This window comes from Reinekea sp. G2M2-21 (assembly GCF_015687175.1).
GTDB lineage: Bacteria > Pseudomonadota > Gammaproteobacteria > Pseudomonadales > Natronospirillaceae > Reinekea.
In genome coordinates, this window is record NZ_JADPQG010000001.1 from 1,213,870 (window position 1) to 1,240,486 (window position 26,617).

Consider the following 26,617-nt stretch of genomic DNA (forward strand, 5'->3'; position numbering starts at 1 on the left):
AACCCGAAGCCCGGGTGGTGAAATTGGTAGACACAGGGGACTTAAAATCCCCCGACTATTGCAGTCGTGCCGGTTCAAGTCCGGCCCCGGGCACCAACACTTTTTTATTTCCGCTTCGTTTTAACTTCTGCCTATACATTCTTTACGCTATCTGCACCTAATTCGGCAACGGAATTGATGTACTCAACTGCGTTTAACTTGTCATTCATTCCTTTTTGCTGTGTATTATTCGGTTTTTTTTCAGACCCTATCTCTTTTGGCAGCGAAGCGAAGCCTGCACTATGCTTTTTCTGATCTGTGTATTGGCAGCAGTTGCGCAGGTTAGGAACGTTACCTGTTTGGTAACGGGTTCAATCCACCATGCTAATTGCGCACGGTTGCACCGATAATTAGTCATACCAATTGTTGGCGTGTTGTCTTCATTGCGTTACACGACAAAGGAGGCTGTTCATGGCTACATTGGTGGTAATGGCCCACGGTGTCGGCAATGAAACCGAAGGTTTTGAAACGAAATGGCGAGAATTGATCGAGCAAACAACCTCCATTCCAGATGATGTTGTTGTCAAAGGGCTTTTGTGGGAGGACGTGCTCGAACAGGTCGCTCAAAAATATCCGATCATTTCACAACAGCAGGCAAGTTTACTTGCGATGCTTAATTTCCCATACCTGCAGCAGTTGTTGGCTTCAGATGTTTACGATCTGGCCAGAGACGCACTGATGGACGTGCTTGTTTACGCTGGACTCGATGATATGTGGGCATATATCCAAGCTGAATGCTCTGCAAAGCTTGATAGATTGCGACGTGATGATAATGGTCGACTACTCTATCTTGAATCCGATACTCTGTTGATTGGACATTCGCTGGGCGCCGCGATGCTGCCACACTTGGTCTGGCGTGAAGCCAAAAATACAGGTGTGATTCCCTATAAAGGAATGATATTGCTCGCGACCCCCTTGGGTATTCAATCGCCAATTCCCCGCGTATTCAAAGACCTACTGCAGCGGTTAGGGAAAATTCATGGTGGAAGCAGAACTAAAACACTTCAGCAGTTTGCTAAGCGCTGGTCGATGGGAGGAGCAAACCGGTTACGCATCATTAACAATGAAAACGACATTATCTGCTCGGATGTTCGTTTTGAGCTGCCCGGTGGGAAATTGAAAGATTTAATTCCGCTCAGGCAGGGGTTCGATCCAAATGAAATTGCAGTGTTGGATAAATGGCACCCAGGTTCTATCGAATATATCGCCTTTGGCGAACGAAAAATATCCTCAATTGCGTATAACCACGCTGTTTTCAATTATTTGCAGCAACCAGCCTTTATTACAGCATTTAATCGGATGGTACACGGAGGTGAGCAATGAGCAAGCGCATTGTTTTGTTCCTGACGGTGGTATTTTTCTTTCCTGTACCTTTTGCTGTGGCCGAGTCCTTTCAGGATGATTTGATTCGCTATGTCGACGAAGTGACGGTGATGCTAGAAGAGCAGACCGATGACGAAATAATCCACTATCTGAACAACAGTTTGATCCTTGTAAACTCAATGCGCGATAACGCATCACGCAAGTTGGTTGATACCCATGCTTTGGAAAGTCTCGGTGAAGCCTATTTTCTATTACCAGAAGAATTGTCTTTAGCTGCGATACAAAGCCAAGCGATACAAACTGAATCAGAGTTATATAGGCGGTATATACAGCCTTATATAAAGCAGAATTATCTGATTTTTTTGTCAGCTCAACAGAATATCTTGCAACGGAAATACTTTTCTTTAAATGATCACAATGCCAATTTTGTGGAAGGTTACTTAAACAGTAAATTGCCATTAACGCGAATCAACCTGAACGATACCTTGGCGAAGCAGGATCCATATCTGGGGGTTTCTCCTTGGGAAGCAACGTTTAGAGTTGAACCCGCTATGGTATTTGTCAATCAACTTGCTCCAGCACTGTTACTGACATTAGGAGCAACATTCACGGTTTTACCTGAAGTTAATCTTTCAGTATCACCGCCCGATTTTCAGGAAACATTTGCGACGAGGTTTATTCAAAAAGCCGGTCCGCGGATAGGTTTCGGGGCCATGCAGAAAGAGGGGGAGGTTCAGTGGGTTATGGGGGCAGGGATGCATCTTCGTTCCGTGGCCATTTGGGCGCTCTACGATTATTCTGATCAAAAAGTAGCATTGGGCGTTGGTTTGAGTGATATAAGTGTGCTGGCAAAGGTGATTGGCTGGTATTGAGCATTCGCAGTGAACGGGTTGTGCTATTTCAAAGAACGAGAAACTGGAAAGTCACCTAAAGGAGGATACAAAAATGAAACTACGACGTTTAGGTAAAACTGAGTTACAGGTTTCTGAAGTTTCATTCGGTGCCTGGCAGCTCGGTAACTATGATCAATGGGGTGGTATGACGGATGCCGATGCCTTAAATTTGGTGCGCAAAGCTCGAGGGTTAGGGTGTAATTTATTTGATACGGCACCAAATTATGCCAAGACCAACAGTGAACGATTGCTGGGTGAAGCCTTGCATCGTGAGCGTGCTGAGGTGGTGATCGTTAGTAAGTTCGGTCATCGGCCGGACGATGGACGCGCCGATTTCAGCGCGGATTGGTTCTGGAAAAGTCTGCATGGCAGCCTGACAAGATTGAAAACAGATTATTTGGACGTGGTGTTAGCGCATTCGCCGCCATTTGAAGTGCTAAATGGCCAGCACGAAATCTGGTCAGCGATGCAGAATGCGCAAAAACAAGGCAAAGTTCGTTTTTTCGGCGCGAGTGTAGATTACGCAAAAGATGTGCGCGAGGTCCTAAATACGACCGAGTCACAGGTTTTGGAATTAATGTTCAGTGTTGCGCATCAAGATGTTCGGTTTGCGTTTGATTTGGTCAGAAAAAACGATGTTGGTGTATTGACCAAGGTGCCTCTGGACAGTGGATGGCTATCTGGAAAGTATGATGCAACCAGTCGTTTTGACGGTGTGCGCAGTCGCTGGAGTTCGGAAGAAATTGCCCGTCGAGCTCAATTTGTAGACCGTTTCAGGGAAATCATGCCCAAGGATAGGTCGATGGCGCAATATGCATTGGCTTATTTACTGAGCTATCCAGAGGTTTCTGCGGTTATCCCTGGGATGCGCTCACCAGAGCAGTTGCAGGCAAATGTCAGTGCTGTTGGTCTGCAACTGTCAGCGGAACAACTGGAAACAGTTGAAGACCTTTGGGTAGAGCTGACCAATAATGGTAAAGATCTCTACCCGTGGTGAAGTGAACTGGTTCTAACGCCTTCACAGGTCGCTTTATGCCACCACGTGAAGGCTAATGTCCTAATTGCCTGCAAAGTTAACTTCATCGAATACCGAACCGCTCACACTAAGTCTCTTCTGGTGTGCTAAAAACAAAGTTCCATCTGAGGCGCAGCCGGTTGTTGCTTTGAATTCGTGAAAACCAGTGCCTGACAGCCTAGCGGAGATCCATTCAGCAGAATGTCGGGCAGTTCATTTGGGTTATTAGCCCACACTGCAACCACCGCACTTTTTCCGTTTTGTAGGCACCGCTGAATATAGCTAACGGTGGCGATATCACTATTGTCCAAACGGATAACCCGAACATAGTGGTCGCCTAGGCCAATTTCGCGCATATATCGGTCATTTGGGATGAACGGGGGGTTTATCAGGGTTACCCATTGTCGTGAATTAGCTTTTTCACGGATCGCCGACAACAGTTGGTGCCATTGGTTCAGAATAGGTGAATCGTAGGCATGAAAATGCACAACGCTTCGTGCTTTGTGTATTAAGCTGGTTATTATGGGTTGACGATAGGGTGCTTCGTATTCTGATGTAATCATCACTCGACCTCTTACTGTATGTTTGAACAGTACATGTATTTATATACAGTATTGGGTTCGAAGTCAAAAAAAGAGCCGAAAAACTCGACTCTTTTTTGTATTAAAAAATAACTATACAGTTCTACGCCGAAATAGAGGCTCTGCGAGGCGCGTATCGGATTGATACTGCTCCGTAAAATGGTCTTTAACACTCAAAGCCGTTTGCATTTCATTCTCTGTTCGACAGCAGAATGCAGTAAAACCACACCGTTGTAGGAAATTAACCTGGTCAGGTAAAAAGTCTCCAATAGCCCGTATTTCGCCCTCATACTTATACTGCATTCTGAGTAACCTTGCGAAGGTAAATAACCGTCCGTCGGCAAACTTACCGAACTTAAAGGCAATAATCTGTAAGTTCGCTAAAAATGGCAGAAGTTCGGTGTAGTCGTCGTCTTCACATACATAGGCGCCGAATGGTAAGGAGGACTCTGCCAATTCATGGCCAAAGTCAGTCCAGATTCGCACAGGCAGTAACGCATTGCCAGGTAGGCCTTGAGCGTCGGTCGATTCAAAGAGCTGCCAAGGATCGTCTTTAATTATTTGGCCGTCCTTAATGAGATGTTGCATATACGCGCTCCTTAAACGGTTCCAAGCCTAATCGATGCACGGCATCAATAAATAATTCATTTTCCTGGCGTTTTTCAACGTAGGTATCAATCACTTTTTGCAGAACATCCGGTACCTGCTCGGCTTTAAAAGAAGGGCCGAGAATTTTACCTACCTGGCCCTCGATGCCACTGTCGCCACCCAACGAAATTTGGTAAAACTCTTCGCCTTTTTTATCCACGCCCAAAATACCGATATTACCGATATGGTGATGCCCGCATGCATTCATACAGCCAGAGATGTTCAGATCGATGTCGCCCAGGTCGTATAGATAATCCAAATCATCAAACTTTACCTGAATGGCTTCTGCGATTGGAATAGACTTAGCATTTGCAAGTGCGCAGTAATCACCTCCCGGGCAGCAGATAACATCGTTTAAGGTGCCCACCGTGGCATCCGCCAGTCCCAGAGCATTTAGTGCGTTCCATAAGGTGAAAAGATCGGATTGCTTTACATCAGCAAGAATGATGTTCTGTTGATGACTGACCCGCAACTCCCCGAAAGAGTAGCTATCCGCGAGGTTGGCAAGGGTATCTATTTGCTCCGCAGTTGCATCGCCCGGCGCATAGCCCGGTTTTTTAAGCGAAACAGTAACCGCTGCGTAACCTGTTTTCTTGTGGCTCTCAACATTACGCTGAATCCATTTATCAAAAGCAGGGTGATTGAAACGCAACTGTGCTAGGGCTTCTGTCTGATCCTGGATCTGGTCATAAGCCGGATCTACAAAGTGTGATTTAACCCGTTCAATTTCCGAAGCTGTAAGGGTTTCCGCGCCATCTTTTATCAGCTGCCATTGTTCGTCAACTAATGTGCTAAAGGCCTCTACACCAAGAGCTTTGACTAAAATTTTGATCCGGGCTTTGTATTTATTGTCGCGACGACCTTTCAGGTTATAAACACGCAGAATTGCCTCAAGGTAAGACAACAGATGTTGCTGTGGTAAGAACGCATTGATTTCCTGACCGACAATAGGCGTTCGCCCTAAGCCACCGCCAACGAATACTTGAAAACCAACATCACCGGTTTCATTTTTAACCAACTGCAAACCTATATCGTGAAATCGAATTGCCGCCCGATCGGTGCTGGTTGCCGCATTCACCGCAATTTTAAATTTACGCGGCAAAAAGGCGAATTCTGGGTGTAGAGTTGACCACTGGCGGATAATTTCGCACCAGGGTCTGGGATCTTCGATTTCATCAGCAATTACGCCGGCAAATTGATCGGTTGTCGTGTTGCGGATGCAATTTCCCGATGTTTGTATGGCATGCATCTGAACTTCAGCCAAGTCAGCGAGAATATCAGGAACATCTTCCAGTGCCGGCCAGTTCAATTGAATGTTCTGACGGGTTGTGAAATGAGCATAGCCTTTATCGTATTTACGGCTAATATACGCAATACGCCGTAACTGAGTGGACGAAATCAACCCGTAAGGCACAGCAATTCGCAACATGGGTGCATGACGCTGAATATACAGCCCATTTTGCAACCGCAATGGCAAGAATTCTTCTGCCGCGAGTTCACCTTTTAAGAAGCGGTCCGTCTGTTCTCGGAACTGCGCAACGCGTTGATCAACTATCTGTTGGTCATACGAGTCGTAAACGTACATGTTACAACCTCATTAGAGTCGGAAAGCTGGCCAGCAAATCACTAGGATTTGCCATAACTTGGCGCACTATAACTCAGGTTCTTTATTCTCTGAATTATTAAAGTTTCATAATTTAATTCCATACCGTTATATATAGGTGGTTGCAGCCAGTTGAGAAAGGTTATTAAATGGCAAGGTGTGTGATAAATGCACACCATTGTTCAAAACAATAAAAAGAAAGGGGAGAGTATGTCTGCTGGTAAATCTCGAATTACGGATGCTCAGGCCGATGCTATAGCGGCCGTTGTTGTTATCTTTACGGTTGTTGCTACCGCTGTGTATTGGGTAGCGGGAGCATAACCGTGGAAGTCCGTTAAAAGGAGGGCGCAAGCCCTTTTTTTTATGCTCCAGGATTTTATTTCGTCTTTAAACTTCGCTTTGAATGACCAGATTAGGTTTGCGGTTCTTCATCAGCCCAGGATTTCTGAAACAAAGAACTTGGTTTGTCAAAAACAGGTGCCTTTCTTTGCTTTATGTATCTGCCAGTCTGACGAGAAAGATCAAAAAAGTGACGATACCAACGGTAAAAATGATGCCGCCGGCGACAAAAGGCCAAATGGTGGTGCTTTGAAAATCTTCCACTCTGTTTTTATTGCTTTGCACGCCAATAGCTGCCGCCATGACGCTTTTTGCCACTTGCAACGCACTCGGTTTTTTAGGGTTTGTCATTGCTTTTTTATCCTTTTGGTCGATTTTTCTATAAAAGAGCGACAACTGTTAGAAAAATGACGCCTTTCTGAACCATGCGACCTACTTAAATACTAGAGAATATGGGGTAATGAACTAGCATCATAGTAAAAGTATCACACGGAATGAGGCTTCAGACACTGGTCAAAAGTGTTTTGAGCCTAACTTAATAAAAATAAACAGAGGCCGATATGTCAACAGTGTTAATGACCAACCAAGATGAACTGATGGAAGCGCTTTATCAGCGATTATTGGTGCATTTCCCAGAGAACCATCATGCAAACTTGAATTACTTTATCCGTGAGTTATTTAAGCATGCCTCCATGCGTGACCTGATGCAGTATGAAATGACCGATTTAGCGGGAATGGTGGTGACGCTGTGGCGCAATATTCAGGTGAAATCCAAGCGCAAAGCGAGTATTGAAGTAATTAACCCCAATGTAGAAGAACATGAATGGCAGTCGCAGCACACCATTGTTTCAATACTTCAGGATGAAATTCCCTTCGTCATAGACTCAGCAAGACTGGCCCTAAATAAGCTGAACATTAATATACACGCCATTTTCTATGGCACATTTGGTGTTGAACGTACCAAAAAAGGAGAATTCAGAGGTTTTTCCGATGACGGCGACAAAGAACTTTTGTTGTGTATAGAAATGGACAGAACGTCTGTTGCTGAGCAGCGCGATGAGGTCGAAAGGGAATTGCAGAATGTGCTGAACGACGTAGTTTACGTCGTAGACGATTTTCCAGCGATGATTGAACGCACCACGGAAGTGATCAAAGACCTTCATGAAAAGCCATACCCGTTCAAGAAAGCTGAGCTGGACGAAGCGAAAGTCTTTATGGAATGGATCGCCAACAATCATTTCAGCTTCTTAGCCTACGATGAATACACCATAGCAGACGGTGTGGTCACTCAAGTGCCGGGAACCGAGTTGGGGTTGTTCAAAAAGAATAAATCTCGCCGTGATGAAAGAATAGACGATATGACCGAAGAACGTCGGTCACATGTGTTCAAACAGGAACTATTGATTTTTACCAAGTCGGGGCGGCGCTCCTCTGTGCATCGCGCCGCCTATTCTGATTACATCATTGTGAAGCACTTTAATGACAAGGGTGAAGTGATCGGTGGTCGACGATTTATGGGGCTCTATACCTCTGCGGTCTATAACGAAACGCCTAAGAATATTCCTGTAGTGCGCAAGAAAATTGAACGGGTACTGAAAACATCCGGTTATTACCCTGGCACGCATGCCCATAAAGAGCTTTCAGCTATTTTGTATAACTTCCCTCGGGATGAACTGATTCAGTCGAACGTGAAGACATTGCTGCGGGTGACTAATGAAGTGCTGTCAATTCAGGAACGTAAGCAAATTCGATTATTTCTGCGTAAAGACGCCTACGGGAAATTCCTGAATGCCGTGGTTTATATGCCAAGGGACGTCTTTAATACGCAGGTACGAATTAAAGTCCATGATCTGTTGGCAGAAAGCTTTAATGTAGAAGGCTCAGATTTTACGACTTTTTTCAGCGAATCTGTTCTTGCCCGTACCCGGTTTGTCTTTAAGCTTTCAGAGCCATTGGATGTAGTACCACCGGTTGAGGGATTGGAAAATCGTATTGTCCAGATTGCGCGTCGTTGGACAGATGAACTGCAACAGGCATTGGTTGAGTCATTTGGCGAAGAAAAGGGTATTCGTCTCTATCAACCCTATGAGCATGCGTTTCCGTCAAGCTATATGGAAGAATACAGTGCCCGTGTCGCGGTAGCCGACATTCAGCGAATCGAAAGCTTGCAGAAGAATGCCGACGAGAACCTGACGCTCAGCTTTTTCCGTTCTATGGAGCCGACTGGGAGTGTCTTGAAGTTAAAGATTTTTAATAAAGGGGATGCGTTACTCTTATCTGACCTGATCCCTGTTCTTGAGAATCTGGGGCTTAAGGTCATTGATGAATTTCCTTACGAAATCATCCATCCTCAGCAGGGTTGCACGTGGATTTACGATTTTAATCTGTTGTTTGAGCCAAACCCGGAAATTGATCCAGCTAAATATCGCGATGAGTTTTCTAAGGCGTTCCTGAATATCTGGAAAGGTCGCGCCGAAAATGACTCTTACAACCAACTGGTACTGCAGGCGAAACTAACATGGCGCGAAGTAGCGATGTTGCGCGGTTACGCAAAATACATGAAACAGACCCGTTTCGGTTTGAGCCTGGAATATATTGCCGAAACCCTGATTCGCTATACCAAATTAACCGATCATCTGTCAGAGTTGTTTTCAGCCAGATTTAATCCTGAAAAACAGAAAGGGGTGCACCTGGTTGAGCACTGGGTAGAACAAATTGAAGCGCAGTTGGACGATGTAAACAACATCAACGAAGACCGGATTATCCGTCGCTACATGGAACTGATCATGGCGACACTGCGCACGAACTTCTATCAGGAGAATGAGAAGGGGCTGCGTAAGGAATACATTAGTTTCAAACTTGATCCCAGTAAGATATCCAATATTCCGTTGCCTAAACCGAAGTATGAAATCTTCGTCTACTCGCCACGTATTGAAGGTGTTCATCTGCGCGGTGGGTCAGTTGCGCGAGGTGGATTGCGCTGGTCCGATCGAAATGAGGACTTCAGAACTGAAGTATTGGGTTTGGTGAAGGCACAACAGGTGAAAAACGCCGTAATTGTGCCTGTGGGTGCCAAGGGTGGCTTTGTCGCAAAACAACTGCCTCCGCCGACGAATCGCGATGCGTTCTTTGCAGAAGGTATTGAATGCTATAAAACCTTTATTCGTGGACTGTTGGACGTCACCGATAACCTGGTTGATAACAAAGTGGTACCTCCCGCTAAGGTTGTTCGTTATGACAACGACGACCCTTATCTCGTTGTGGCAGCTGACAAAGGAACTGCGACGTTTTCGGATATCGCCAACGAAGTAGCCAATGACTATAACTTCTGGTTGGGTGACGCCTTCGCTTCTGGTGGTTCATTTGGCTACGATCATAAGAAAATGGGTATTACTGCTCGCGGCGCTTGGGTGAGCGTACAACGGCATTTCCGTGAACTCGGCATCAACGTGCAAAGCGATCCTATATCGGTCATTGGTATTGGTGACATGGCCGGAGACGTCTTTGGTAATGGTTTATTACGTTCTGAGACCGTCCGGCTACTGGGCGCATTCAACCACATGCACATTTTTGTCGATCCAAATCCAGATGCTGCAGCCAGTTTTAAAGAACGGCAACGCATGTTTGCGCTACCAAGATCGTCCTGGGAAGACTACGACAGTAAGTTAATTTCTAAAGGTGGTGGTATTTTCAGTCGTAGTGCAAAGTCGATCACCATATCGGCTGAAATGAAAAAGGCTTTTGATATTAAGGAAAGTAAACTGTCGCCCACCGAGTTAATCACCGCGATGCTGAAAGCCCCGGTAGATCTGCTCTGGAATGGCGGTATTGGTACCTACGTAAAAGCGACCAGTGAATCGCACGCGGACGTCGGTGACAAAGCCAATGACGCATTGCGCGTCAACGGAAAAGAACTGCGCTGTAAAGTGATCGGGGAAGGCGGCAACCTTGGGTTTACTCAGTTGGGTCGTATTGAATTTAACCTCAAGGGTGGACGTTGTTTCACCGACTTCATCGACAATGCCGGAGGCGTCGATTGTTCCGACCATGAAGTCAATATGAAAATCCTGCTCGACGATATGGTCGCAAATGGTGACATGACCGTTAAGCAGCGCAATTCAACGCTTGAAAAACTAACAGAAGATGTATCGAGTTTGGTTTTGCGCAATAACTATCGGCAAACACAGGCATTGGGCATCGCTTACACCGAATCTCGGCAGCGCGTTGAAGAATACCGCCGGTTAATTAATGCGATGGAAGCCAGCGGTAAGCTAAACCGGGAGCTGGAGTTCATGCCTTCGGACGACTTGATTTCAGAACGTAAGGCGAATGGCTTTGGTTTGTCCCGTCCAGAATTGGCGGTATTGATTTCCTACGTGAAGGGCGATTTAAAAGAAATGCTGGCGAAGGAGGAGTTGGCAAGTGATACCTTTGTCAGTCAGATCGTAACCACAGAGTTTCCCGCAGCTATGCGAAAAGACTTCGGTAAGTTAATGACCGAGCATCGCTTGCACAAAGAAATTGTGGCGACCCAAGTAGCCAATGACATGATTAATTACATGGGCATTACTTTCTACAATCGCTTGCATGAAAGTACCGGTGCGTCCGCGATTGAAGTTGCCAAGGCCTATGTCGCATCACGGGAAATCTTCGGTTTGCATGAAATTTGGGATGACATTGAAGCGCTAGACTATCAGATACCCGCTGAGCTTCAGTCCAGTATGATGCAACGCACGTCCCGTATGGTGCGCCGAAGCAGCCGTTGGTTGGTGAAAAATTACCGTGCGGGCATCGACATTGAACAAGTGGTCGATCTGTTCCGAGGACCGCTACAGACATTGAGCGATAAACTGGAAGAAACGTTGCCGGAAGCCCCTAAAAAAGATTGGTTGCAAGACGCGCAGACAATGATTGACGCAGGCGTGCCAGAAGCGCTGGCCAGAAAAGTTGCAGCTGCGGATATGCTTTATACCTCTTTGGGTGTGATAGCCGTATCACAGCTGCTAAAACGGGATGTACTGGATGTGGCCCATGGTTATTTCCGAATCGGTGAATCATTGGGACTGGAACTTTTCGCCCGACAAGTGAATTCAGCATCTGTTAACTCCCATTGGCAGGCAATGGCGCGGGAGTCTTATCGAGACGACCTGGAATGGCAACAGCGGCGCATTACGCAAGGGCTTTTTGCACAAATGGACAAGGGTGATCAGCTCGACGAAACCGTTGACACCTGGTTAGCCGACAATAAGGTTCTAGTCGACCGCTGGTTGCGTATGATGAATGAAATCAGGGCAGTGAATGAGCCTGAATTCAGCATGTACAGTGTGGCAATCCGGGAGCTCCTGGACCTGTCGCAAGCGACGATGCCTGAGCTTTCCTAAGCCCCTAAAACAGGTGGTCGGGTGACCGACGACCTGTTACATTTGCCGGAAATTACCCTTGATTTTCGGCAAATGGCTTCCAACGCACAATCCAAAACCATCATAGTTGACCTACATATTCCAACTGAAGAGTATCTGCGTCATTACCAAGGGCAGGTTAGTCAGGTGAGCGCGATCGCGCATGATGGGCGGCGTGTTCGCTTTCCCAGCCGGATTTTGCAACCTTTTGTCACCCATGAAGGCATACATGGCTCATTTGCCATTCACTTTGATGAATACCATAAGTTTGTGGGTATCGATAAAATCCGTTGATCTAACTTCTACTAATGTCAAAGCGATTCCGTATAATCTCGCTGCACCAGACGCTAGGGAGCGCAGAATGTACCAATTTTTCAAAAAAATTCTTTTTATGTTGTCTGCCGAAACCGCACATGAGCTCACTATTGATGCGTTCGCTGCAGTGACGAATCTTAGCCTTTCCGGCGCAATTCCAGGCCCGAAAAAGCAAAAACCGGTAACCGTGTTTGGCATTGAGTTTCCCAACGCGGTCGGCCTGGCAGCTGGATTAGACAAGAACGGAGACGCTATCGATGCCTTGGGCGCCTTTGGTTTTGGGTTTGTTGAAGTCGGTACCGTAACGCCGAAGCCTCAACCGGGTAATCCGCAACCTCGGTTGTTCCGGATTCCAGAGAAAGAAGCCATCATTAACCGGATGGGGTTTAATAACAAAGGTGTCGACTATCTGGTGGAACGAGTGAAGAAAAGCAATTACTCCGGCGTCATCGGGATAAACATCGGAAAAAATAAAGACACCCCGGAAGAAGAGGCCGTAAATGACTACCTGATATGTCTTGAAAAAGTATATCCCGTGGCTGATTACATTGCGGTTAATCTTTCTTCACCCAATACGCCTGGACTGCGGAATCTACAATTTGGTGAAAATTTGGCCAAGCTGATTTCAGCGTTGCAAGCTCGACAACAAGAACTCGACGAATCTCATAAGCACACCCCAATCTTGATCAAGATAGCGCCGGATTTGACTGATGAAGAGGTTAAATCGTTGGCTGCAACCTTTAATGAGCTAAAGGTTGAAGGGGTGATCGCCACCAATACAACCGTCAGCCGGGACGCCGTAGAAGGTTGTGTTCACGCAGAAGAAACCGGCGGGTTGTCTGGTTCTCCGGTCCGGGATCAGTCGAATCACGTATTGAAACTCTTCCGTGAGCAGCTGGACGACAGTATTCCGTTAATTGGTGTTGGCGGGGTTATGTCTGAACACGATGCTGAAGAGAAGCTTAAAATGGGTGCCGACCTGGTTCAGGTTTATACCGGCTTTATATATCAAGGGCCGGGGCTGATTAAAAAAGCTGTTGAGCGTTTGGCGCGATTGTAAGCCGTTTTTTCAAAACCGCAGATGCTACAAAGCCGGCAAGTGCCGGCTTTGTAGCTTATGAATTCGTTCGGTGAATTTAGTGATGAATGACGACTTCGTTGACTCGATGAATACCACTTACCCCGGTATAGCCGTCCCAATGGTCGCTGCGTCCTTCACGCCAGCCGTTAATCCATTGTTGATGTTCTGGTCCTGCTTCTTTTGGGCATTGATCTTTGGATTTTCCTTCTACGCCTGCCATGTAGCCCTTTTGAAATGCTCTTTCCATTTTGTCTCTTTTTTGTCTTTTCATACGCGTTCCTCGTATTTAGGTCTTGCCAGAGAGCAGAACGGATCTTTTCATCCGTTCCAAGTAAAAGCGAAAGATGTGCTACTGTTGTAACTAATTGCAGACGGTGGTGTCGATGAACTTTATAATCTAACCATCATTTTTCTTATGAACCAACAGAATATGTAAAGAGCCACAGTTGGCATGCCCATGAGACAGGGCTTTCCTCAAGAGTCTCGAACGGCGGTAAATTTACTTATTATAGTTTGTTACCGTTTAATGAATTTTTAATAGAGAATCTGTCTAAAAATGTCTTCTACGCAAACCTATCGTTTTTGGGTAACTTGCCCTCAGGGTGTTCATGGCCTTCTCAAGCAGGAAATTGAGCAAATCACCGGCATAACGGCGGGCGATTGGCACAAGGGTGTCGTATTCGAAGGCCCACTGGTTGACGGTTATCGTGTGTGTTTGTGGAGTCGACTGGCGAATCGCATTTATCTCGCCCTGCATGAAGTGGAAGAAGTCTCATATTCAGCGCTCGAAGCCATGGTGAAGCGTGTTGAATGGGATCAACATCTTCGGCCTAGTGGCACACTGAAAGTAACCTTTACCGGGCATCTGCCTGAAATCCGAGACACCCGATTTGGTGCTCAAAAGGTAAAGGACTGGGTTGTCGATCAGTTCCGTGACAAACATGGTATGCGGCCCAGTGTCGACAAATCTGCCGATCTGACTATTTTTGCGCAGGTGGCAAAAAAGAAGATGTTTCTTGGTATTGAGTTGACGGGTGAGTCACTGCATAAGCGCGGATACCGACAATCTACGGGTCCGGCACCCATTAAAGAAAATCTGGCTGCGGCATTGTTACTGGCAAATGACTGGCCGGCCAAAGCGAGACGCGGAGAGGCCTTTTTAGATTTGATGTGTGGCTCCGGCACAATTGTAGTCGAAGCCGCTATGATCGCTGCTGACTACGCCCCGGGCCTTGGCCGAGGCAAATTTGGTTTTGAGCGATGGTTACAGCACTCCGTAAATGATTGGCGGTTGTTACAGGAAGATGCCCGCAACCGGCGAACCGTTGGAATTGAATCGATGCCGCCGGTTTTGGGTTACGATGCTGACGGCGGAGTTATTGCTTCGGCTAATGAAACTTTGCAGAAACTGGGATTGGAAAAGCAGGCCCGTTGTTATCATAAAAGTCTGGATGAATGGACATTACCTACCCATTGGGAATTAAAGCCAGGTCTGTGGTTGTCGAACCCACCATACGGGGAGCGATTAGGTGACAAACCAACCCTTATGCGGACTTACCGTAAGATTGGTGACATCGCACGTGAGCAGTTAGCGGGCTGGGACCTGGCCATGTTGACATCCGACGATATTCTTGCGCGGGAAATCGGTCTTAAACCAAAACAGAAGCGCACATTTTTTAACGGCCCTTTGGAAACCGTGCTCTACAATTTCAGCGCAGAAGGGGACCGACTTGCTGAAGGGCAGGCGGTCAATGAACAAATCACAGCATTTAAAAATCGGATAGAAAAAAACCTGAAACAATTGAAAAAGTGGCGCAATAAAGACGGTATTGAAGCCTTTCGTGTTTATGATGCGGATATACCGGAATACGCGATAGCCGTTGATCAATACGCCGATTGGCTCCATGTTCAGGAGTATGCACCGCCAAAGTCGGTGCCTGAGCAAAAAGCGCAACAGCGTTTATTTCACGCCATAGACGCGCTTTCTGAATTGTTCGATATTCCGGTAAAGCGAATTGCTGTAAAACGTCGAGAACGGCAGAAAGGCAGTAATCAATATGAAAAAAACGCTGCCACAAACCAGTCATTTATCGTGCATGAATATGGCGTCAAGCTGAAAGTAAACCTGTTGGATTATCTCGATACAGGGTTGTTTTTGGATCACCGAAGTTCCCGACACTGGGTGCAGAAAAATGCTGCCGGAAAAAGGGTGCTGAATCTGTTTTGCTATACCGGCAGTTTTACCTCACATGCATTCGTGGGTGGCGCAAAAAAAACGGTCAGTGTGGATTTGTCGAAAACCTATTTAAACTGGGCCAAAGATAACCTGGAGCTTAACGGTGGCAAAGAGGGACCCAACCATCAATTTATTCACGCAGACTGTTTGAAATGGTTAGCAGATTGTCGCGATTCGTTTGACCTGATTGTGATGGATCCACCTACGTTCAGTAACTCGGCACGAATGAGCGAGACACTGGACGTTCAACGCGATCATGAAATGCTGATTACCAATGCGATGAAGTCATTGAGTGCATCAGGGGTTTTGTTGTTTTCAAACAACTACCGAAAGTTTTTTATGGATGAAAAGATATACGAGCTGTTTGACGTGAAAGATGTTTCAAATTTGTCGATCGGTCCGGACTATAAACGTAAAAAGCCCCATCGCTGCTTTGAAATCCGTTTTAAAGGGTAATGGGTTTATTGGGTGATAAGGATTGCGTCGCCGTTTTAAGTCGATGCCGATTGTGTTTGAACGCGGCGGCTTCCCGTTGCCAATGATCGAGGTGACCCTCTGCTTCGAGCCGATCTGCAGCGCTTTGACCGAGGCGGCTGATCATGTCGTCTTTGTTGCCCATGATGAACAGTACCTCCTCAATAGCGTCTAACAGCCTCGGATCAATCTCGCATTGATACGTGGCTGCAAACAATTTAAAGCGGTGGTGTTGGTTAACGATGTCTTGTTCAGTGAATGCCACTAAGTCATTTGCTGCGAAGGATAAGGGGACTGTCCAGTAAGCGGCGTATGCGATATCCGTTATTTTCAACCCCGGTCCACAGAGTTCGAAATCAATAACAGCCACGGGTGACTGGCCGCGGAAAATAAAATTGTACGGTGCGAAATCATGATGGCAAATTACCTCATGATGCTGCGGGTCTGCGTCGATCACAGCCCAATGTTGGTCGGTTAGGGTATAGCCCTCGGCGGCATCATGGAATCGTTTCAACAGTAATGCCGTGTCTATTAATGGTTGATCCTCCGTCCAGAAATGTTTTGGAATCTCACTACTGCCTTCGATATACGTCAATATTTCCCGACCCTGCTCATCGAAACCCAGAAATTCAGGGCACGCATTAAACCCTTTTTGGCGCAAATGGCGCATGAATTCTTGTATTGAATGGCTGTGCTTAGATGCGGCTCGTCGCACCGTATTGCCCTTGCGTACAACCTCAGTATTGGTATTGCCGCCCGTCATTTCTGTTTCGCTTTGCAAGTATTTAGCCCTTCTTACAGCAAATTACATTGAATTTTGGGTGTGACGATTTTATCTGCGTCGTGCGAAAGTATTTACGCAACGCCTCATGATAGGGCAAATGGCGATTCGCGACGATCCACAACTCTCCTTCGTTGGTTAATGCGTTGTGTGCGTCTGCAAACATTTTTTTTGCGATGCTATCGGTGACCGTGTTTTCTTGATGAAAAGGAGGGTTGCAAAGAATGAGGTCAAAGTTACAGTCTGGCACCGAATTCAGACTGTTCGAATGAACGAGTTTAAACTCATTGCTAAGTTTTGAATTCTTGAAATTGATTTCAGCGGATTGCAGTGCCTGATGGTTTTCGTCGACCAATGAGAGATGTGCATGTGGATGCTGCTGAGCGTAGATCAATGACAGTACCCCATTGCCACAGCCCAAATCCAATACATTGTGTGCATCGGGTAGCAGTCCAAAATGCTCGATAAACACTAACGCCCCTTGATCCACGGTTTTTTCGGCATAACACCCAGGTAGGTTGGCCAGGCCACAAGGGAGTCGATCGAAAGATTGGAAATGTGTTTTCGATTTAATGGTCCGAGTGGGATTCCAGAGCTCAATGACTCGGGCTTTTTTTTCTGCGCGACCAGGATTCGAGTCTTTGAAGAGCGTGTTCATTACGGCAATGTGACCCGCACTGATGTGTTTTACCATGCCCAAAGCGTATACGCGTGCGTTGTCTGGCATGTGCTGTATGGCTTGTTCGAGTTGCCAGGCGAACAGGTTAGTAGATTTGGGTATTTGAATCACAATCGTCTGGTATTTGTTAATTTCTTGAACCAGTCCATTGAGAATAACGGGTTCCGGAATATTGTTGAGTTCGCAGTTCATCCGCAGAGCTTCTGCGGACATCGTCGAGTAATGCCACCAGTTCACTGACTTTTCTGCCAAAGCAATAGCCAGCGCGCCAAAGTGGTCGTTTATCAATAACAGGTTGCCGAGCGGCAATGTTGAATGGTGCCGTTTTAAGAACAACTCGTCTGCTGCATTCCATGCCTGCAATGATGCGTCTTGTGGAATACGGTTGAGTCGGTAAGATGAAAGCACGTAAATTTCCTGGGTCGTTCATGTGATGGTGTTGAATAAGATTATCAGTTTGCCAGCATATCGTCGTGGTTTTCACCTCGTCACCGATGAAATTCTCCAGCAGATACCAGAAATCAGGACAGTAAAGTCTGGGTTGTTGGTTTTAACACTGCAACACACTTCAGCTTCGTTAAGTTTAAACGAGAATGCCGACCCGACAGTGAGAGACGATCTTGAATCTGTATTTAATCGGTTGGTTCCAGAAAGTCATCCCGACTACCGGCATACCTTCGAGGGACCGGATGATCTTCCGGCTCATATTAAAAGTGCACTTCTGGGCACCAATTTAAGCCTATCCGTTCAACACGGTGAGCCCTTGTTGGGGACGTGGCAGGGGATTGTACTCGGAGAGCACCGCAACCACGGGGGTTCCAGGAACATTGCGGTAACACTCATCGGTGATCGCTAAGCATACGCGCTTGGCGAAAACACCAACTTATTGTCAGTTGAGATTGGTCGTTATTCCGTGCGTTCCAATACCACGCCAGATTCCATATGGTCGGTGTATGGGAACTGATCAAACAGAGCCGCCGCCGTCATTTGGTAAGTGGATTGCAGTTTGCTGATGTTTTCTACCATGGTCACCGGATTGCACGAAACATAGATAATGCGTCTAAAACGTTTTAACAGCTCTACCGTGTCGTCATCCAGACCGGCTCTGGGTGGGTCGACTAGGACCGTATCAAAATCGTAATTCTGTATGCCAAACTCGTTGAACCGTCGGTTAGGTTCATTGTGTAACCAGGCTTTAGACAGGTCTTCACTGGCCATTCTGGCAATTTTCAGATTCTGGCATTTGTTCAGCGCTATATTCTCTTGCGCACTGGTCACTGACGTTCGTGATATTTCCGTGCCTAACGCATTGCGGAAGTTTTTAGCCATGGGAATCGAGAAATTACCATTGCCACAGTACATTTCCATTAAATCATACTGCTGAGTGCCTCGACTGTTTGCGACCGCCCAGGCCACCATTTTTTCACATACGGCCGCATTAGGCTGCGTAAAACTGTTTTCGTATTGGTGGAAGTGAAAATGTTGATCACCTATCTGCAAGGTCTCGGTCACGTAATCTCGCTCTAACACGAAACGTTGTTTGCGGGCGCGACCGATAACAGGGAAGCCCCATACGGATTGCCAATGTCGGCCACGTGTCTCCCAGTTTTCATCCAGTTTGCGGTGATAAATCAGGGTGATCAGAGCATCACCTGATTGAGTGGTTAAAAATTCGACCTGGAACAGTTTGAATCGTAATTCCGGGTCCTCATGGATTGCGATCCGGACCTTCTCCATCAAACGATTTAGCAAGGTTGAAGCAATCGGGAACTCAGTCACCTCGACGGGTGTTCTTCGATCTTCAGGCCGAAACATAGCAAAGAACGATTTATCATCCTCATGCCAAACTCGAAATTCCGCGCGCATGCGATAATGTTGAGTGGGTGATGCAAATATTTCGATTGTCGGATGTGACCAGCCCGAAAGGAGTTCGGTCAAATGATCCGCTTTGACTGACAGTTGTTGTTGGTAGTTTTCGGGGGCAAAAGGAAAGGGCATGATCGTGCTCAGCTAAAAAGTCGGGGAATTGTAGGGCTATTTGCTGATATTTCTAGTTTATACCGTTATCTGGTGTGTTTTTACACTTTTGCTGGCATTTACTTAATCGATTCCTATAATCGCCCCTTTTTTTAAGTAATCAAACAGGCATCTATATGGACCATGCACTCATTCAAGATATCACAGCCGATATTCGGGAATTTCTCCTGTGTGCAACGCCACAAGGATGGGTCGATGCTGCCTTGAACGACTTACCGACATTGCTGATAGATCATGCGAACTGTGAGAAAAAGGCAGCGTCAACGGCCATGTCGATGATGTACAAATACATCGATCGAAAAGAACTGTTGGCTAAAATGAGCAAGTTAGCGCGTGAAGAATTGGTTCATTTCGATCAGGTAACCAAAATCATGTACGCCCGTGATATAGACTATACGCCGGTGTCAGCAGCACGATATGCATCTGCGCTCCACAAGTTGGTTCGTAAAGAAGAGCCTTTGCAGCTCATTGATAAATGCATATTGGGCGCCATTGTCGAAGCGCGTTCCTGTGAACGTTTCGCGGTACTCATCCCATTCTTGGACGATGAACTGGCTAAGTTTTATTTCTCATTACTGAAAAGTGAAGGGCGTCATTTTCGGGATTATCTTACTCTGGCGCAGCTTTATTCCGATGAGCCTATTGACGCTCGTGTTGAAGAGTTTTTGTTGGCGGAGAAAGAGTTGATTGAAAGCGAGGATGTTGAGTTTCGATTTCACAGTGGCGTTCCAAGCGCTGCCTGAAAGTCAGGGGCGGCAATATCGAACTGGTGCAAGGATAGTTGGTTACCGTCAAACCGTCCGAACCATCCCAGTTTATGCCAGTCTCCCAGAACCATTCGTTGAATATTTCCCCGGTTGCATTGATGAAGGTGAATATTGGCAAGGTGTGTATGGCCGTGTATGAGTATATTGCTGGCATGGCTTGCTGCTGAGTCAAGTACTGCATCTTGGTTTACATCGATAAGTGATTCGTAGCGCTTAAACTTCTCAGTTGAATTCTGTCGAAGCTTTTCTGCCAAGCGCCTGCGAAAACGTGCTGGCAGCGACAGTAAAATATTCATTACCACAGGGTGGCGAATCACCGCGCGAAAACGCTGATAGCTGATGTCATCTGTGCACAAAAGATCGCCGTGGCAAAGCAACAATCTTTCGCCCCCAATGCAAACAATCGTGTTATCGCTAATAAGCTCCATATTGCTAAGTTGACAGTAACGGTTGCCAAGGCTGAAGTCGCGATTGCCGGGCAAAAAGTACAAGTTTATGTTTTTACTTTTGGACTGGGTCGCCAGTTTTTCTGCCACAGCCTTTGATAATTCTGTTGCTATATCGTCACCGATCCAATACTCAAAAAAATCGCCCAAAATGAACAGGGCCTCGGTTTCGGCGGGAATCCATTCCAGAAACGAATAAAAAGCCCGGATGCAATCCGGGCGATTTTCAGTCAAATGCAGATCAGAAATGAAAATTGCATTTGTGTGATTTATCGACATTAATCAGTCAGCCATAGTCGCTGTTTCGATGATGACATCTTCCGTAGGAACGTCCTGATGACCAGCGCGGAATGTCGTAGGTACAGATTTAATACGGTCTACCACATCAGTTCCATCAATGACTTCACCGAACACTGCATAGCCCCAACCGTCTGCTGTTTCGGACTTGAAATCTAAAAATGAATTGTCTGCAACGTTTATGAAAAACTGCGCTGTGGCTGAATGTGGGTCCATGGTGCGGGCCATTGCAACACTGTACTTAGTGTTTTTAAGGCCGTTATTGGCTTCATTTTCTATTGGGTTGCCTGTCTCACGCTGCGTCATTCCCGGTTCAAAACCGCCGCCCTGAATCATAAATCCATTGATGACCCGGTGAAAAATCAATCCGTCAAAGAAACCATCTTCAACATATTTTTTGAAGTTTTCTGCTGTCTTTGGTGCTTTTTCAAAATTCAGTTTGATGGTTATGTCGCCCATCGATGTTTTCATCAGTACGTTCATAGTCGTTCCTTAGTGTTAATTTGTGATGCCTAAGTGTAGCTGTTTTGCGGCAATTAAAGTGTTTTCCATTAGTGTGGCAACGGTCATGGGGCCGACACCACCGGGTACAGGTGTGATCCAACCAGCTTTTTGTTCAGCCGCGATAAACTCAACATCGCCGACAATTTTATTGTTGTTGTCTCTGTTTATGCCCACATCAACGACAATAGCACCTTCTTTAATCCATTCGCCTTTAACCAGGCCTGGTTTACCGGCGGCGACGACGACGATGTCGGCGTTACGGATATGGCCTTCCAGATTTTTAGTGAATCGGTGAGTGGTGATGACCGTGCAGCCGGCGAGCAATAACTCAAGCGCCATAGGTCGGCCAACGTGATTGGAGGCGCCAACCACTACTGCATCCTTTCCTCGGATTTCTTCGCCCGTGCTTTTTAACAGCGTCATAATACCTTTAGGTGTGCAGCTTTCGAGTAGGGGGCGACGTTGTGCAAGGCGGCCGATATTGAACGGGTGAAAACCGTCAACGTCTTTGTCAACTTTGATGCGCTCGACGATGGTATCCGCGTTTATGTGTTCTGGCAGTGGCATCTGAACCAGTATGCCATCGATAGAGGCGTCTTCGTTCAACCGATCAATCAGTTCAATTAATTCAGATTCCTTTGTTTCGGTCGGCATTTCGTAGCTTTTTGACTTAAACCCGACTTCTTCGCAGGATTTGATTTTGCTGCCAACATATTTTTGTGATGCAAAGTCAGATCCCACCAGTACCACTGCCAACCCGGGAGGGCGGTGCCCTTGACTGGTTAGAGCTTTTACATCATTTGCTATTTTCGTTTTCAATTCAGCCGCAATGGCCTTTCCGTCAATAATTTTCGCAGACACTGATTTATCACCTAAGGTGGCAGAGGAAATATGAGGCGCGATTTTCGCATGGCCCCGGCATGACGGCAACCGCGAAGAAAGGTTCAAAGGATGGTCGAAAATTGCGCTGAATAAAGCTATCACCTTGTTTTTTAAGATTTTTTTTAAAAAATGTTTGACGAGGCAATGAGTCATCATTAATATGCGCGCCACGTTGACGGACACAAGTCGATCGGAGCATAGCGCAGTTTGGTAGCGCATCTGGTTTGGGACCAGAGGGTCGGGGGTTCGAATCCCTCTGCTCCGACCAATCTTTGAATTGGTGCTTAAAGTGCTTTAGGGTACTTTCGGTGAGCAGTAACAAGGTTGGAGTGTGGTAAGTTGGCAGTGCTGCGTAGTTTGTTTCACTGTCAATGTGCCGAAACTTAGACAAGTGGCCGGTAGGAACGGGCAGAGCGCTCGTAGCTCAACCGGATAGAGCACACGCCTTCTAAGCGTGTGGTTGCAGGTTCGAGTCCTGCCGGGCGTGCCATCCAACAACGGTTAATGTGGTGGGCGTAGCTCAGTTGGTAGAGCCCCGGATTGTGATTCCGGTGGTCGTGGGTTCGATCCCCATCGTCCACCCCAATAAATGAAAAGGCCGTTTGTAAAAACGGCCTTTTTTTTTGCCTTTATCGTCTTAAATCACTGTTTTAAGCCGTTTAGGGCTTGATTATACGAGGTTGGCTCCTTAGAGTATCAGCCCCCAAAATTGTGTGTATATCATCTATATAAAGAGGAAGCCTCATGCAAGTTTCTGTCGAGACGACTGCAGGTCTTGAGCGTCGCATGACTGTTGGTGTACCAGCAGGAGATGTTGACAATGCTGTTACCCAAAAATTGAAAGAAACCGCTCGACGAGTGCGAATTGATGGCTTTCGTCCCGGTAAAGTCCCTGTTTCTGTTGTTAAGCAGCGTTTCGGTGACGGTATCCGCGCTGAAGTGTTGGAAGAAGTAGTGCGTAATCAATATTTTCAGGCATTGTCAGCCGAAAAAATCGTACCTGCGGGTTCGCCAAAAATTGAATTCACCAAAGATGTTGCCGGTGAAGACGTAGAATTTGTTGCGACTTTCGAAGTGTTCCCAGACGTAAAGCTGGCGTCCTTCGAAGGTTTTGAATTTGAAAAATCAACAGCTGAAGTGACTGATGCTGACATTGAGAAGATGTTAGAAAACCTGCGCAAGCAGCGTGCAAACTTCATTTCAGTTGAACGTGCTGCCAAAGACGGTGACCGCGTGAAGATCGACTTTACTGGCAAAGTCGACGGTGAAGCGTTTGACGGAGGCTCTGCCGAAGGTCAATTCGTGACTTTGGGTTCAGGTCAGATGATTCCTGGCTTTGAATCCGGTATCGAAGGGATGGAAGTAGGCGCCGAAAAGGCGGTCGAAGTGACCTTTCCTGAAGATTACGGTAACAAAGATCTCGCTGGCAAAGCCGCTGTTTTCGATATCAAAGTTCATGAAATTGCCGAAGCTGAGCTGCCTGAATTAAATGAAGAATTCTTCACCGCTTTTGGTGCTGAAGGTAAAGATCTTGAAACTTTCCGCGCTGAAGTCCGGTCGAACATGGAGCGTGAAGCTCGTACCGCTCTTGAAGGTAAGTTGAAAAACGCTGTGATCGAAAAGTTGGTTGAAGCGAATAGCTTTGACGTACCTAAAGCGCTGGTTCAGGACGAGATCGTTCGATTGAAACAGCAGGCGGTTCAGCAGTTTGGTGGTCAGGCTCAATTGGATCCAAACCAGTTACCTGATGAATTGTTTTCAGAGCAAGCCGAACGTCGTGTTAAGGTCGGCCTGATCATGAATGAAGTGATCTCTTCTGCTGAAATTAAAGCGGATGACGCTGCGGTGAAAGCTTATATTGAAGATCAAGCATCTGTTTACCAAGATCCTCAGCAGGTTATTGACTACTACAGCAGTAACCCTGAAATGCTTGAGCAAGTTAAGGCTGTTGTGGTTGAAAACGCCGCAGTTGACCATATCCTAGAGCAATCTAAGGTGGTTGACTCAGTGGTCAGCTACGAAGAAGCCATTAAATCAAATGCTCGTACTCAGGGTTAATTATTCGTAACTCTCTGTAACAGTATTCGAATTAAACGACTACAATTAAAGTTGGCTCTTCACACAGAAAGCCAACTTTTTTTTGTTCTAATAAAATCAAGGAGTCGGTATATGTCAACCAATCGCGAATCGGGTTTTGCGGGTGATATTCGAAATGCAGGTGGCCTTGTGCCGATGGTCATTGAGCAAACCTCGCGGGGAGAGCGTTCTTTTGATATATATTCAAGGCTGTTAAAAGAGAATGTGATCTTTGTGGTTGGTCAGGTTGAAGACTATATGGCCAACCTGATTGTTGCTCAGTTGTTGTTTCTGGAAAGTGAAAATCCGGATAAAGACATTCACCTTTATATTAATTCGCCCGGTGGTTCGGTCACGGCTGGTATGGCAATTTATGACACCATGCAATTTATTAAACCAGACGTCAGTACGATGTGTATCGGTCAGGCAGCCAGTATGGGTGCCTTATTGTTAACTGGCGGTGCGAAAGGTAAGCGCTATTGTTTGCCTAATTCGAGAATGATGATTCACCAGCCGTTGGGTGGGTATCAGGGTCAGGCGACGGATATTGAGATCCACGCTAAAGAAATTCTTGATATGAAACAGCGTTTGAATGAAATAATGGCGTTTCACACTGGTCGTCCTCTGGCAGATGTCGAAAAAGACACAGACAGAGACAATTTTTTGACTGCTTCGCAAGCTGTAGAGTACGGTTTGATTGATAAAGTGATTACGGATCGGTCGTGACGCGGTAGTATGTAACCTAAAAATTTACAAAATCCCACGAAAGTTAGGGGCTGAAAACTTGCTTTTATAGCAAGGTGGTTACATCTTTAATAAGTAATAAAGTGATGGAGTATTTAGATGGCTGACGATAGAACCAGAAAGGGCGATGATGGCAAACTCCTCTATTGCTCATTCTGTGGTAAGAGCCAGCATGAAGTTCGTAAGTTAATTGCTGGCCCGTCGGTGTTTATCTGCGATGAATGTGTCGATCTTTGTAACGACATTATTCGTGAAGAATTGCAAGAAGCCGCCCCAAAAAGCGAAAACACGCAGTTGCCGGTACCGGCGGAGATCCGCGAAACATTGGATGAATACGTCATCGGGCAAGATCGCGCGAAAATGGTGCTTTCAGTCGCGGTGTATAACCACTACAAAAGGTTGCAGTACAGTGAGTCGAATACAGATGTAGAGTTAAGCAAGTCTAACATTCTTCTCATAGGTCCGACCGGTAGCGGTAAAACATTATTGGCTGAAACAATGGCTCGGCTTTTAAACGTACCGTTTACTATGGCAGATGCTACGACTTTGACGGAAGCCGGTTATGTCGGTGAAGATGTTGAAAATATCATTCAGAAGCTGCTGCAGAAATGTGATTACGACGTAGATAAGGCTCAGCGCGGCATTGTTTACATCGATGAAATTGACAAAATTTCCCGAAAATCCGACAACCCTTCAATCACCCGGGATGTATCCGGCGAGGGTGTTCAACAGGCGCTGCTAAAGCTTATTGAAGGTACCGTTGCGTCAGTACCACCTCAAGGTGGGCGCAAACATCCACAACAGGAGTTTTTGCAGGTTGACACCTCGAATATATTGTTTATTTGTGGTGGTGCTTTTGCGGGCCTGGAAAAAGTTATCCGCAATCGAACAGAAAAGGGCGGTATCGGGTTTAACGCTGAAGTTAAAAATAAAGACGAACGAAAGCTTGGTTCAGTCATTGCCGAAGTCGAGCCGGAAGATTTGGTTAAGTACGGTCTGATTCCTGAGTTTATCGGTCGTTTGCCTGTTGTTGCGACGCTAACTGAATTGGATCAGGATGCGTTGGTGCAAATATTGACTCAACCTAAGAACTCCTTAATTAAGCAGTATCAGAAGCTGTTTGATATGGAATCGGTTGAACTGGATATTCGCGAAAGTGCATTGAAAGCTGTTGCGAACCGGGCTATGGAGCGGAATACCGGTGCTCGCGGTTTGCGTTCAATACTCGAAAATGTCTTGTTGGATACTATGTACCGTGTACCATCTGAGGCTAACGTAACTAAAGTTGTTATTGATGAATCTGTCATTAATGGCGAGTCTGAACCCTTATTGATATACGAAAGTTCTGAATCCCAACGGACCGCAAACGGTCAATCAGAATAGAATAAATCGGGCTCCGGCCCGTTTTTTTGTCTAAGCCATTGATATCCTTCAACTTGTCACCATTGTTGGATGATA

The 26,617-nt window shown here is 46.3% G+C and carries 24 protein-coding genes and 4 tRNA genes; 17 read left to right on the plus strand and 11 right to left on the minus strand.

Annotation, left to right across the window (positions count from 1 at the left end; all coding sequences use genetic code 11):
- Positions 1–8 precede the first annotated feature (8 nt).
- From IYN85_RS05585 to IYN85_RS05600, 4 genes are all read left to right on the plus strand, one after another.
- Positions 9–96, plus strand: a tRNA-Leu gene (locus IYN85_RS05585).
- Between the two features lie 354 nt (positions 97–450).
- Positions 451–1,362 carry a hypothetical protein gene (locus IYN85_RS05590; RefSeq protein ID WP_196157835.1) on the plus strand — a complete coding sequence of 304 codons (912 nt, stop codon included), beginning with the start codon at positions 451–453 and terminating at the stop codon, positions 1,360–1,362.
- Positions 1,359–2,234, plus strand: a complete 876-nt coding sequence (locus IYN85_RS05595; protein ID WP_196157836.1) for a hypothetical protein — start codon at positions 1,359–1,361, stop codon at positions 2,232–2,234. The genes IYN85_RS05590 and IYN85_RS05595 overlap by 4 nt, the downstream gene beginning before the upstream one ends.
- Positions 2,235–2,307: 73 nt before the next feature.
- Complete coding sequence (locus tag IYN85_RS05600; protein ID WP_196157837.1) at positions 2,308–3,252, plus strand: aldo/keto reductase; 945 nt, start codon at positions 2,308–2,310, stop codon at positions 3,250–3,252.
- A 125-nt stretch (positions 3,253–3,377) separates the two neighbouring features.
- Here the strand turns inward: IYN85_RS05600 and IYN85_RS05605 are convergent, their stop codons facing one another.
- The 3 genes from IYN85_RS05605 to IYN85_RS05615 all read right to left on the minus strand — a co-directional run bounded on the left by IYN85_RS05605 (position 3,378) and on the right by IYN85_RS05615 (position 6,084).
- The gene (locus IYN85_RS05605) at positions 3,378–3,833 is read right to left on the minus strand and encodes a hypothetical protein (RefSeq protein ID WP_196157838.1); all 456 of its coding nucleotides are present in this window, start codon (positions 3,831–3,833) and stop codon (positions 3,378–3,380) included.
- A gap of 111 nt (positions 3,834–3,944) precedes the next feature.
- The gene (locus IYN85_RS05610) at positions 3,945–4,439 is read right to left on the minus strand and encodes a DUF934 domain-containing protein (protein WP_196157839.1); all 495 of its coding nucleotides are present in this window, start codon (positions 4,437–4,439) and stop codon (positions 3,945–3,947) included.
- Positions 4,423–6,084, minus strand: a complete 1,662-nt coding sequence (locus tag IYN85_RS05615) for a nitrite/sulfite reductase (protein ID WP_196157840.1) — start codon at positions 6,082–6,084, stop codon at positions 4,423–4,425. The genes IYN85_RS05610 and IYN85_RS05615 overlap by 17 nt, the downstream gene beginning before the upstream one ends.
- 186 nt (positions 6,085–6,270) lie before the next feature.
- Here IYN85_RS05615 and IYN85_RS05620 point away from each other — a divergent pair, with 186 nt between their 5' ends.
- On the plus strand, positions 6,271–6,423 hold the full coding sequence (locus IYN85_RS05620) for a methionine synthase (protein ID WP_196157841.1): 153 nt from the start codon (positions 6,271–6,273) through the stop codon (positions 6,421–6,423).
- 171 nt (positions 6,424–6,594) lie between these two features.
- Here IYN85_RS05620 and IYN85_RS05625 read toward each other — a convergent pair whose 3' ends face one another.
- Positions 6,595–6,792, minus strand: a complete 198-nt coding sequence (locus tag IYN85_RS05625) for a DUF2970 domain-containing protein (protein ID WP_196157842.1) — start codon at positions 6,790–6,792, stop codon at positions 6,595–6,597.
- A gap of 209 nt (positions 6,793–7,001) precedes the next feature.
- On the opposite strand from IYN85_RS05625, the gene IYN85_RS05630 reads away from it, so the two are divergent.
- The 3 genes from IYN85_RS05630 (at position 7,002) to IYN85_RS05640 (ending at position 13,215) form a co-directional block, all read left to right on the plus strand.
- Positions 7,002–11,822, plus strand: a complete 4,821-nt coding sequence (locus IYN85_RS05630) for an NAD-glutamate dehydrogenase (protein WP_196157843.1) — start codon at positions 7,002–7,004, stop codon at positions 11,820–11,822.
- Between the two features lie 21 nt (positions 11,823–11,843).
- Positions 11,844–12,134: a DUF2835 domain-containing protein gene (locus tag IYN85_RS05635; protein WP_370592159.1), complete on the plus strand. Its 291-nt coding sequence runs from the start codon at positions 11,844–11,846 to the stop codon at positions 12,132–12,134.
- A 67-nt stretch (positions 12,135–12,201) separates the two neighbouring features.
- Positions 12,202–13,215, plus strand: coding sequence for a quinone-dependent dihydroorotate dehydrogenase (locus tag IYN85_RS05640; protein WP_196157844.1), 1,014 nt, complete (start codon positions 12,202–12,204; stop codon positions 13,213–13,215).
- Between the two features lie 76 nt (positions 13,216–13,291).
- Here the strand turns inward: IYN85_RS05640 and rmf are convergent, their stop codons facing one another.
- Positions 13,292–13,507 carry a ribosome modulation factor gene (rmf, locus tag IYN85_RS05645; protein WP_196157845.1) on the minus strand — a complete coding sequence of 72 codons (216 nt, stop codon included), beginning with the start codon at positions 13,505–13,507 and terminating at the stop codon, positions 13,292–13,294.
- Between the two features lie 285 nt (positions 13,508–13,792).
- Between rmf and rlmKL the strand changes: the two genes are divergently transcribed.
- A complete protein-coding gene (rlmKL, locus tag IYN85_RS05650; RefSeq protein ID WP_196157846.1) occupies positions 13,793–15,928 on the plus strand; it encodes a bifunctional 23S rRNA (guanine(2069)-N(7))-methyltransferase RlmK/23S rRNA (guanine(2445)-N(2))-methyltransferase RlmL in 2,136 nt (711 codons plus the stop codon).
- On the opposite strand, the gene IYN85_RS05655 is transcribed toward rlmKL, so the two are convergent.
- Both IYN85_RS05655 and IYN85_RS26335 read right to left on the minus strand, forming a co-directional pair.
- Positions 15,918–16,727 carry an aminoglycoside phosphotransferase family protein gene (locus tag IYN85_RS05655; protein ID WP_196157847.1) on the minus strand — a complete coding sequence of 270 codons (810 nt, stop codon included), beginning with the start codon at positions 16,725–16,727 and terminating at the stop codon, positions 15,918–15,920. The genes rlmKL and IYN85_RS05655 overlap by 11 nt on opposite strands.
- 4 nt (positions 16,728–16,731) lie before the next feature.
- Positions 16,732–17,814, minus strand: a complete 1,083-nt coding sequence (locus IYN85_RS26335; protein WP_196157848.1) for a class I SAM-dependent methyltransferase — start codon at positions 17,812–17,814, stop codon at positions 16,732–16,734.
- Between the two features lie 25 nt (positions 17,815–17,839).
- Between IYN85_RS26335 and IYN85_RS05665 the strand changes: the two genes are divergently transcribed.
- On the plus strand, positions 17,840–18,262 hold the full coding sequence (locus tag IYN85_RS05665; RefSeq protein WP_196157849.1) for a secondary thiamine-phosphate synthase enzyme YjbQ: 423 nt from the start codon (positions 17,840–17,842) through the stop codon (positions 18,260–18,262).
- A gap of 50 nt (positions 18,263–18,312) precedes the next feature.
- On the opposite strand, the gene trmA is transcribed toward IYN85_RS05665, so the two are convergent.
- Positions 18,313–19,404: a tRNA (uridine(54)-C5)-methyltransferase TrmA gene (trmA, locus tag IYN85_RS05670; protein ID WP_196157850.1), complete on the minus strand. Its 1,092-nt coding sequence runs from the start codon at positions 19,402–19,404 to the stop codon at positions 18,313–18,315.
- A gap of 155 nt (positions 19,405–19,559) precedes the next feature.
- Between trmA and IYN85_RS05675 the strand changes: the two genes are divergently transcribed.
- Positions 19,560–20,186 carry a tRNA-(ms[2]io[6]A)-hydroxylase gene (locus IYN85_RS05675; RefSeq protein WP_196157851.1) on the plus strand — a complete coding sequence of 209 codons (627 nt, stop codon included), beginning with the start codon at positions 19,560–19,562 and terminating at the stop codon, positions 20,184–20,186.
- Here the strand turns inward: IYN85_RS05675 and IYN85_RS05680 are convergent.
- From IYN85_RS05680 to folD, 3 genes are read right to left on the minus strand one after another with little or no spacing between them, the layout of a single operon-like run.
- A complete protein-coding gene (locus tag IYN85_RS05680; RefSeq protein ID WP_255533655.1) occupies positions 20,159–20,935 on the minus strand; it encodes a UDP-2,3-diacylglucosamine diphosphatase in 777 nt (258 codons plus the stop codon). The two genes, IYN85_RS05675 and IYN85_RS05680, sit on opposite strands and share 28 nt — an antisense overlap.
- A 3-nt stretch (positions 20,936–20,938) precedes the next feature.
- Positions 20,939–21,436, minus strand: coding sequence for a peptidylprolyl isomerase (locus IYN85_RS05685; protein ID WP_196157853.1), 498 nt, complete (start codon positions 21,434–21,436; stop codon positions 20,939–20,941).
- Between the two features lie 15 nt (positions 21,437–21,451).
- Complete coding sequence (folD, locus tag IYN85_RS05690) at positions 21,452–22,318, minus strand: bifunctional methylenetetrahydrofolate dehydrogenase/methenyltetrahydrofolate cyclohydrolase FolD (protein WP_196157854.1); 867 nt, start codon at positions 22,316–22,318, stop codon at positions 21,452–21,454.
- A 212-nt stretch (positions 22,319–22,530) separates the two neighbouring features.
- Between folD and IYN85_RS05695 the strand changes: the two genes are divergently transcribed.
- The 6 genes from IYN85_RS05695 to clpX all read left to right on the plus strand — a co-directional run bounded on the left by IYN85_RS05695 (position 22,531) and on the right by clpX (position 26,542).
- Positions 22,531–22,607: transfer RNA gene (locus IYN85_RS05695), tRNA-Pro, on the plus strand.
- Between the two features lie 145 nt (positions 22,608–22,752).
- Positions 22,753–22,829, plus strand: a tRNA-Arg gene (locus IYN85_RS05700).
- A gap of 19 nt (positions 22,830–22,848) precedes the next feature.
- Positions 22,849–22,924 (plus strand) — tRNA-His (locus IYN85_RS05705).
- Positions 22,925–23,083: 159 nt separating this feature from the next.
- On the plus strand, positions 23,084–24,397 hold the full coding sequence (gene tig / locus IYN85_RS05710) for a trigger factor (RefSeq protein WP_196157855.1): 1,314 nt from the start codon (positions 23,084–23,086) through the stop codon (positions 24,395–24,397).
- Positions 24,398–24,508: 111 nt separating this feature from the next.
- A complete protein-coding gene (clpP, locus tag IYN85_RS05715) occupies positions 24,509–25,141 on the plus strand; it encodes an ATP-dependent Clp endopeptidase proteolytic subunit ClpP (RefSeq protein ID WP_196157856.1) in 633 nt (210 codons plus the stop codon).
- A gap of 117 nt (positions 25,142–25,258) precedes the next feature.
- A complete protein-coding gene (gene clpX, locus IYN85_RS05720; RefSeq protein ID WP_196157857.1) occupies positions 25,259–26,542 on the plus strand; it encodes an ATP-dependent Clp protease ATP-binding subunit ClpX in 1,284 nt (427 codons plus the stop codon).
- Positions 26,543–26,617 lie beyond the last annotated feature (75 nt).

Excerpts from the sequence above, each read along its gene's own strand:
- IYN85_RS05600 (WP_196157837.1), top strand. The coding sequence starts at position 2,308 with ATGAAACTACGACGTTTAGGTAAAACTGAGTTACAGGTTTCTGAAGTT.
- IYN85_RS05605 (WP_196157838.1), bottom strand. The coding sequence starts at position 3,833 with ATGATTACATCAGAATACGAAGCACCCTATCGTCAACCCATAATAACC.
- trmA (WP_196157850.1), bottom strand. The coding sequence starts at position 19,404 with ATGCCCTTTCCTTTTGCCCCCGAAAACTACCAACAACAACTGTCAGTC.
- IYN85_RS05630 (WP_196157843.1), top strand. The coding sequence starts at position 7,002 with ATGTCAACAGTGTTAATGACCAACCAAGATGAACTGATGGAAGCGCTT.
- rlmKL (WP_196157846.1), top strand. The coding sequence starts at position 13,793 with ATGTCTTCTACGCAAACCTATCGTTTTTGGGTAACTTGCCCTCAGGGT.
- IYN85_RS05680 (WP_255533655.1), bottom strand. The coding sequence starts at position 20,935 with ATGTCGATAAATCACACAAATGCAATTTTCATTTCTGATCTGCATTTG.
- IYN85_RS05610 (WP_196157839.1), bottom strand. The coding sequence starts at position 4,439 with ATGCAACATCTCATTAAGGACGGCCAAATAATTAAAGACGATCCTTGG.
- tig (WP_196157855.1), top strand. The coding sequence starts at position 23,084 with ATGCAAGTTTCTGTCGAGACGACTGCAGGTCTTGAGCGTCGCATGACT.
- IYN85_RS05615 (WP_196157840.1), bottom strand. The coding sequence starts at position 6,084 with ATGTACGTTTACGACTCGTATGACCAACAGATAGTTGATCAACGCGTT.
- IYN85_RS05620 (WP_196157841.1), top strand. The coding sequence starts at position 6,271 with ATGCACACCATTGTTCAAAACAATAAAAAGAAAGGGGAGAGTATGTCT.
- IYN85_RS05685 (WP_196157853.1), bottom strand. The coding sequence starts at position 21,436 with ATGAACGTACTGATGAAAACATCGATGGGCGACATAACCATCAAACTG.
- IYN85_RS05590 (WP_196157835.1), top strand. The coding sequence starts at position 451 with ATGGCTACATTGGTGGTAATGGCCCACGGTGTCGGCAATGAAACCGAA.
- clpX (WP_196157857.1), top strand. The coding sequence starts at position 25,259 with ATGGCTGACGATAGAACCAGAAAGGGCGATGATGGCAAACTCCTCTAT.
- IYN85_RS05675 (WP_196157851.1), top strand. The coding sequence starts at position 19,560 with ATGGACCATGCACTCATTCAAGATATCACAGCCGATATTCGGGAATTT.
- rmf (WP_196157845.1), bottom strand. The coding sequence starts at position 13,507 with ATGAAAAGACAAAAAAGAGACAAAATGGAAAGAGCATTTCAAAAGGGC.
- IYN85_RS05665 (WP_196157849.1), top strand. The coding sequence starts at position 17,840 with ATGGTGTTGAATAAGATTATCAGTTTGCCAGCATATCGTCGTGGTTTT.
- clpP (WP_196157856.1), top strand. The coding sequence starts at position 24,509 with ATGTCAACCAATCGCGAATCGGGTTTTGCGGGTGATATTCGAAATGCA.
- IYN85_RS05595 (WP_196157836.1), top strand. The coding sequence starts at position 1,359 with ATGAGCAAGCGCATTGTTTTGTTCCTGACGGTGGTATTTTTCTTTCCT.
- IYN85_RS05625 (WP_196157842.1), bottom strand. The coding sequence starts at position 6,792 with ATGACAAACCCTAAAAAACCGAGTGCGTTGCAAGTGGCAAAAAGCGTC.
- IYN85_RS05640 (WP_196157844.1), top strand. The coding sequence starts at position 12,202 with ATGTACCAATTTTTCAAAAAAATTCTTTTTATGTTGTCTGCCGAAACC.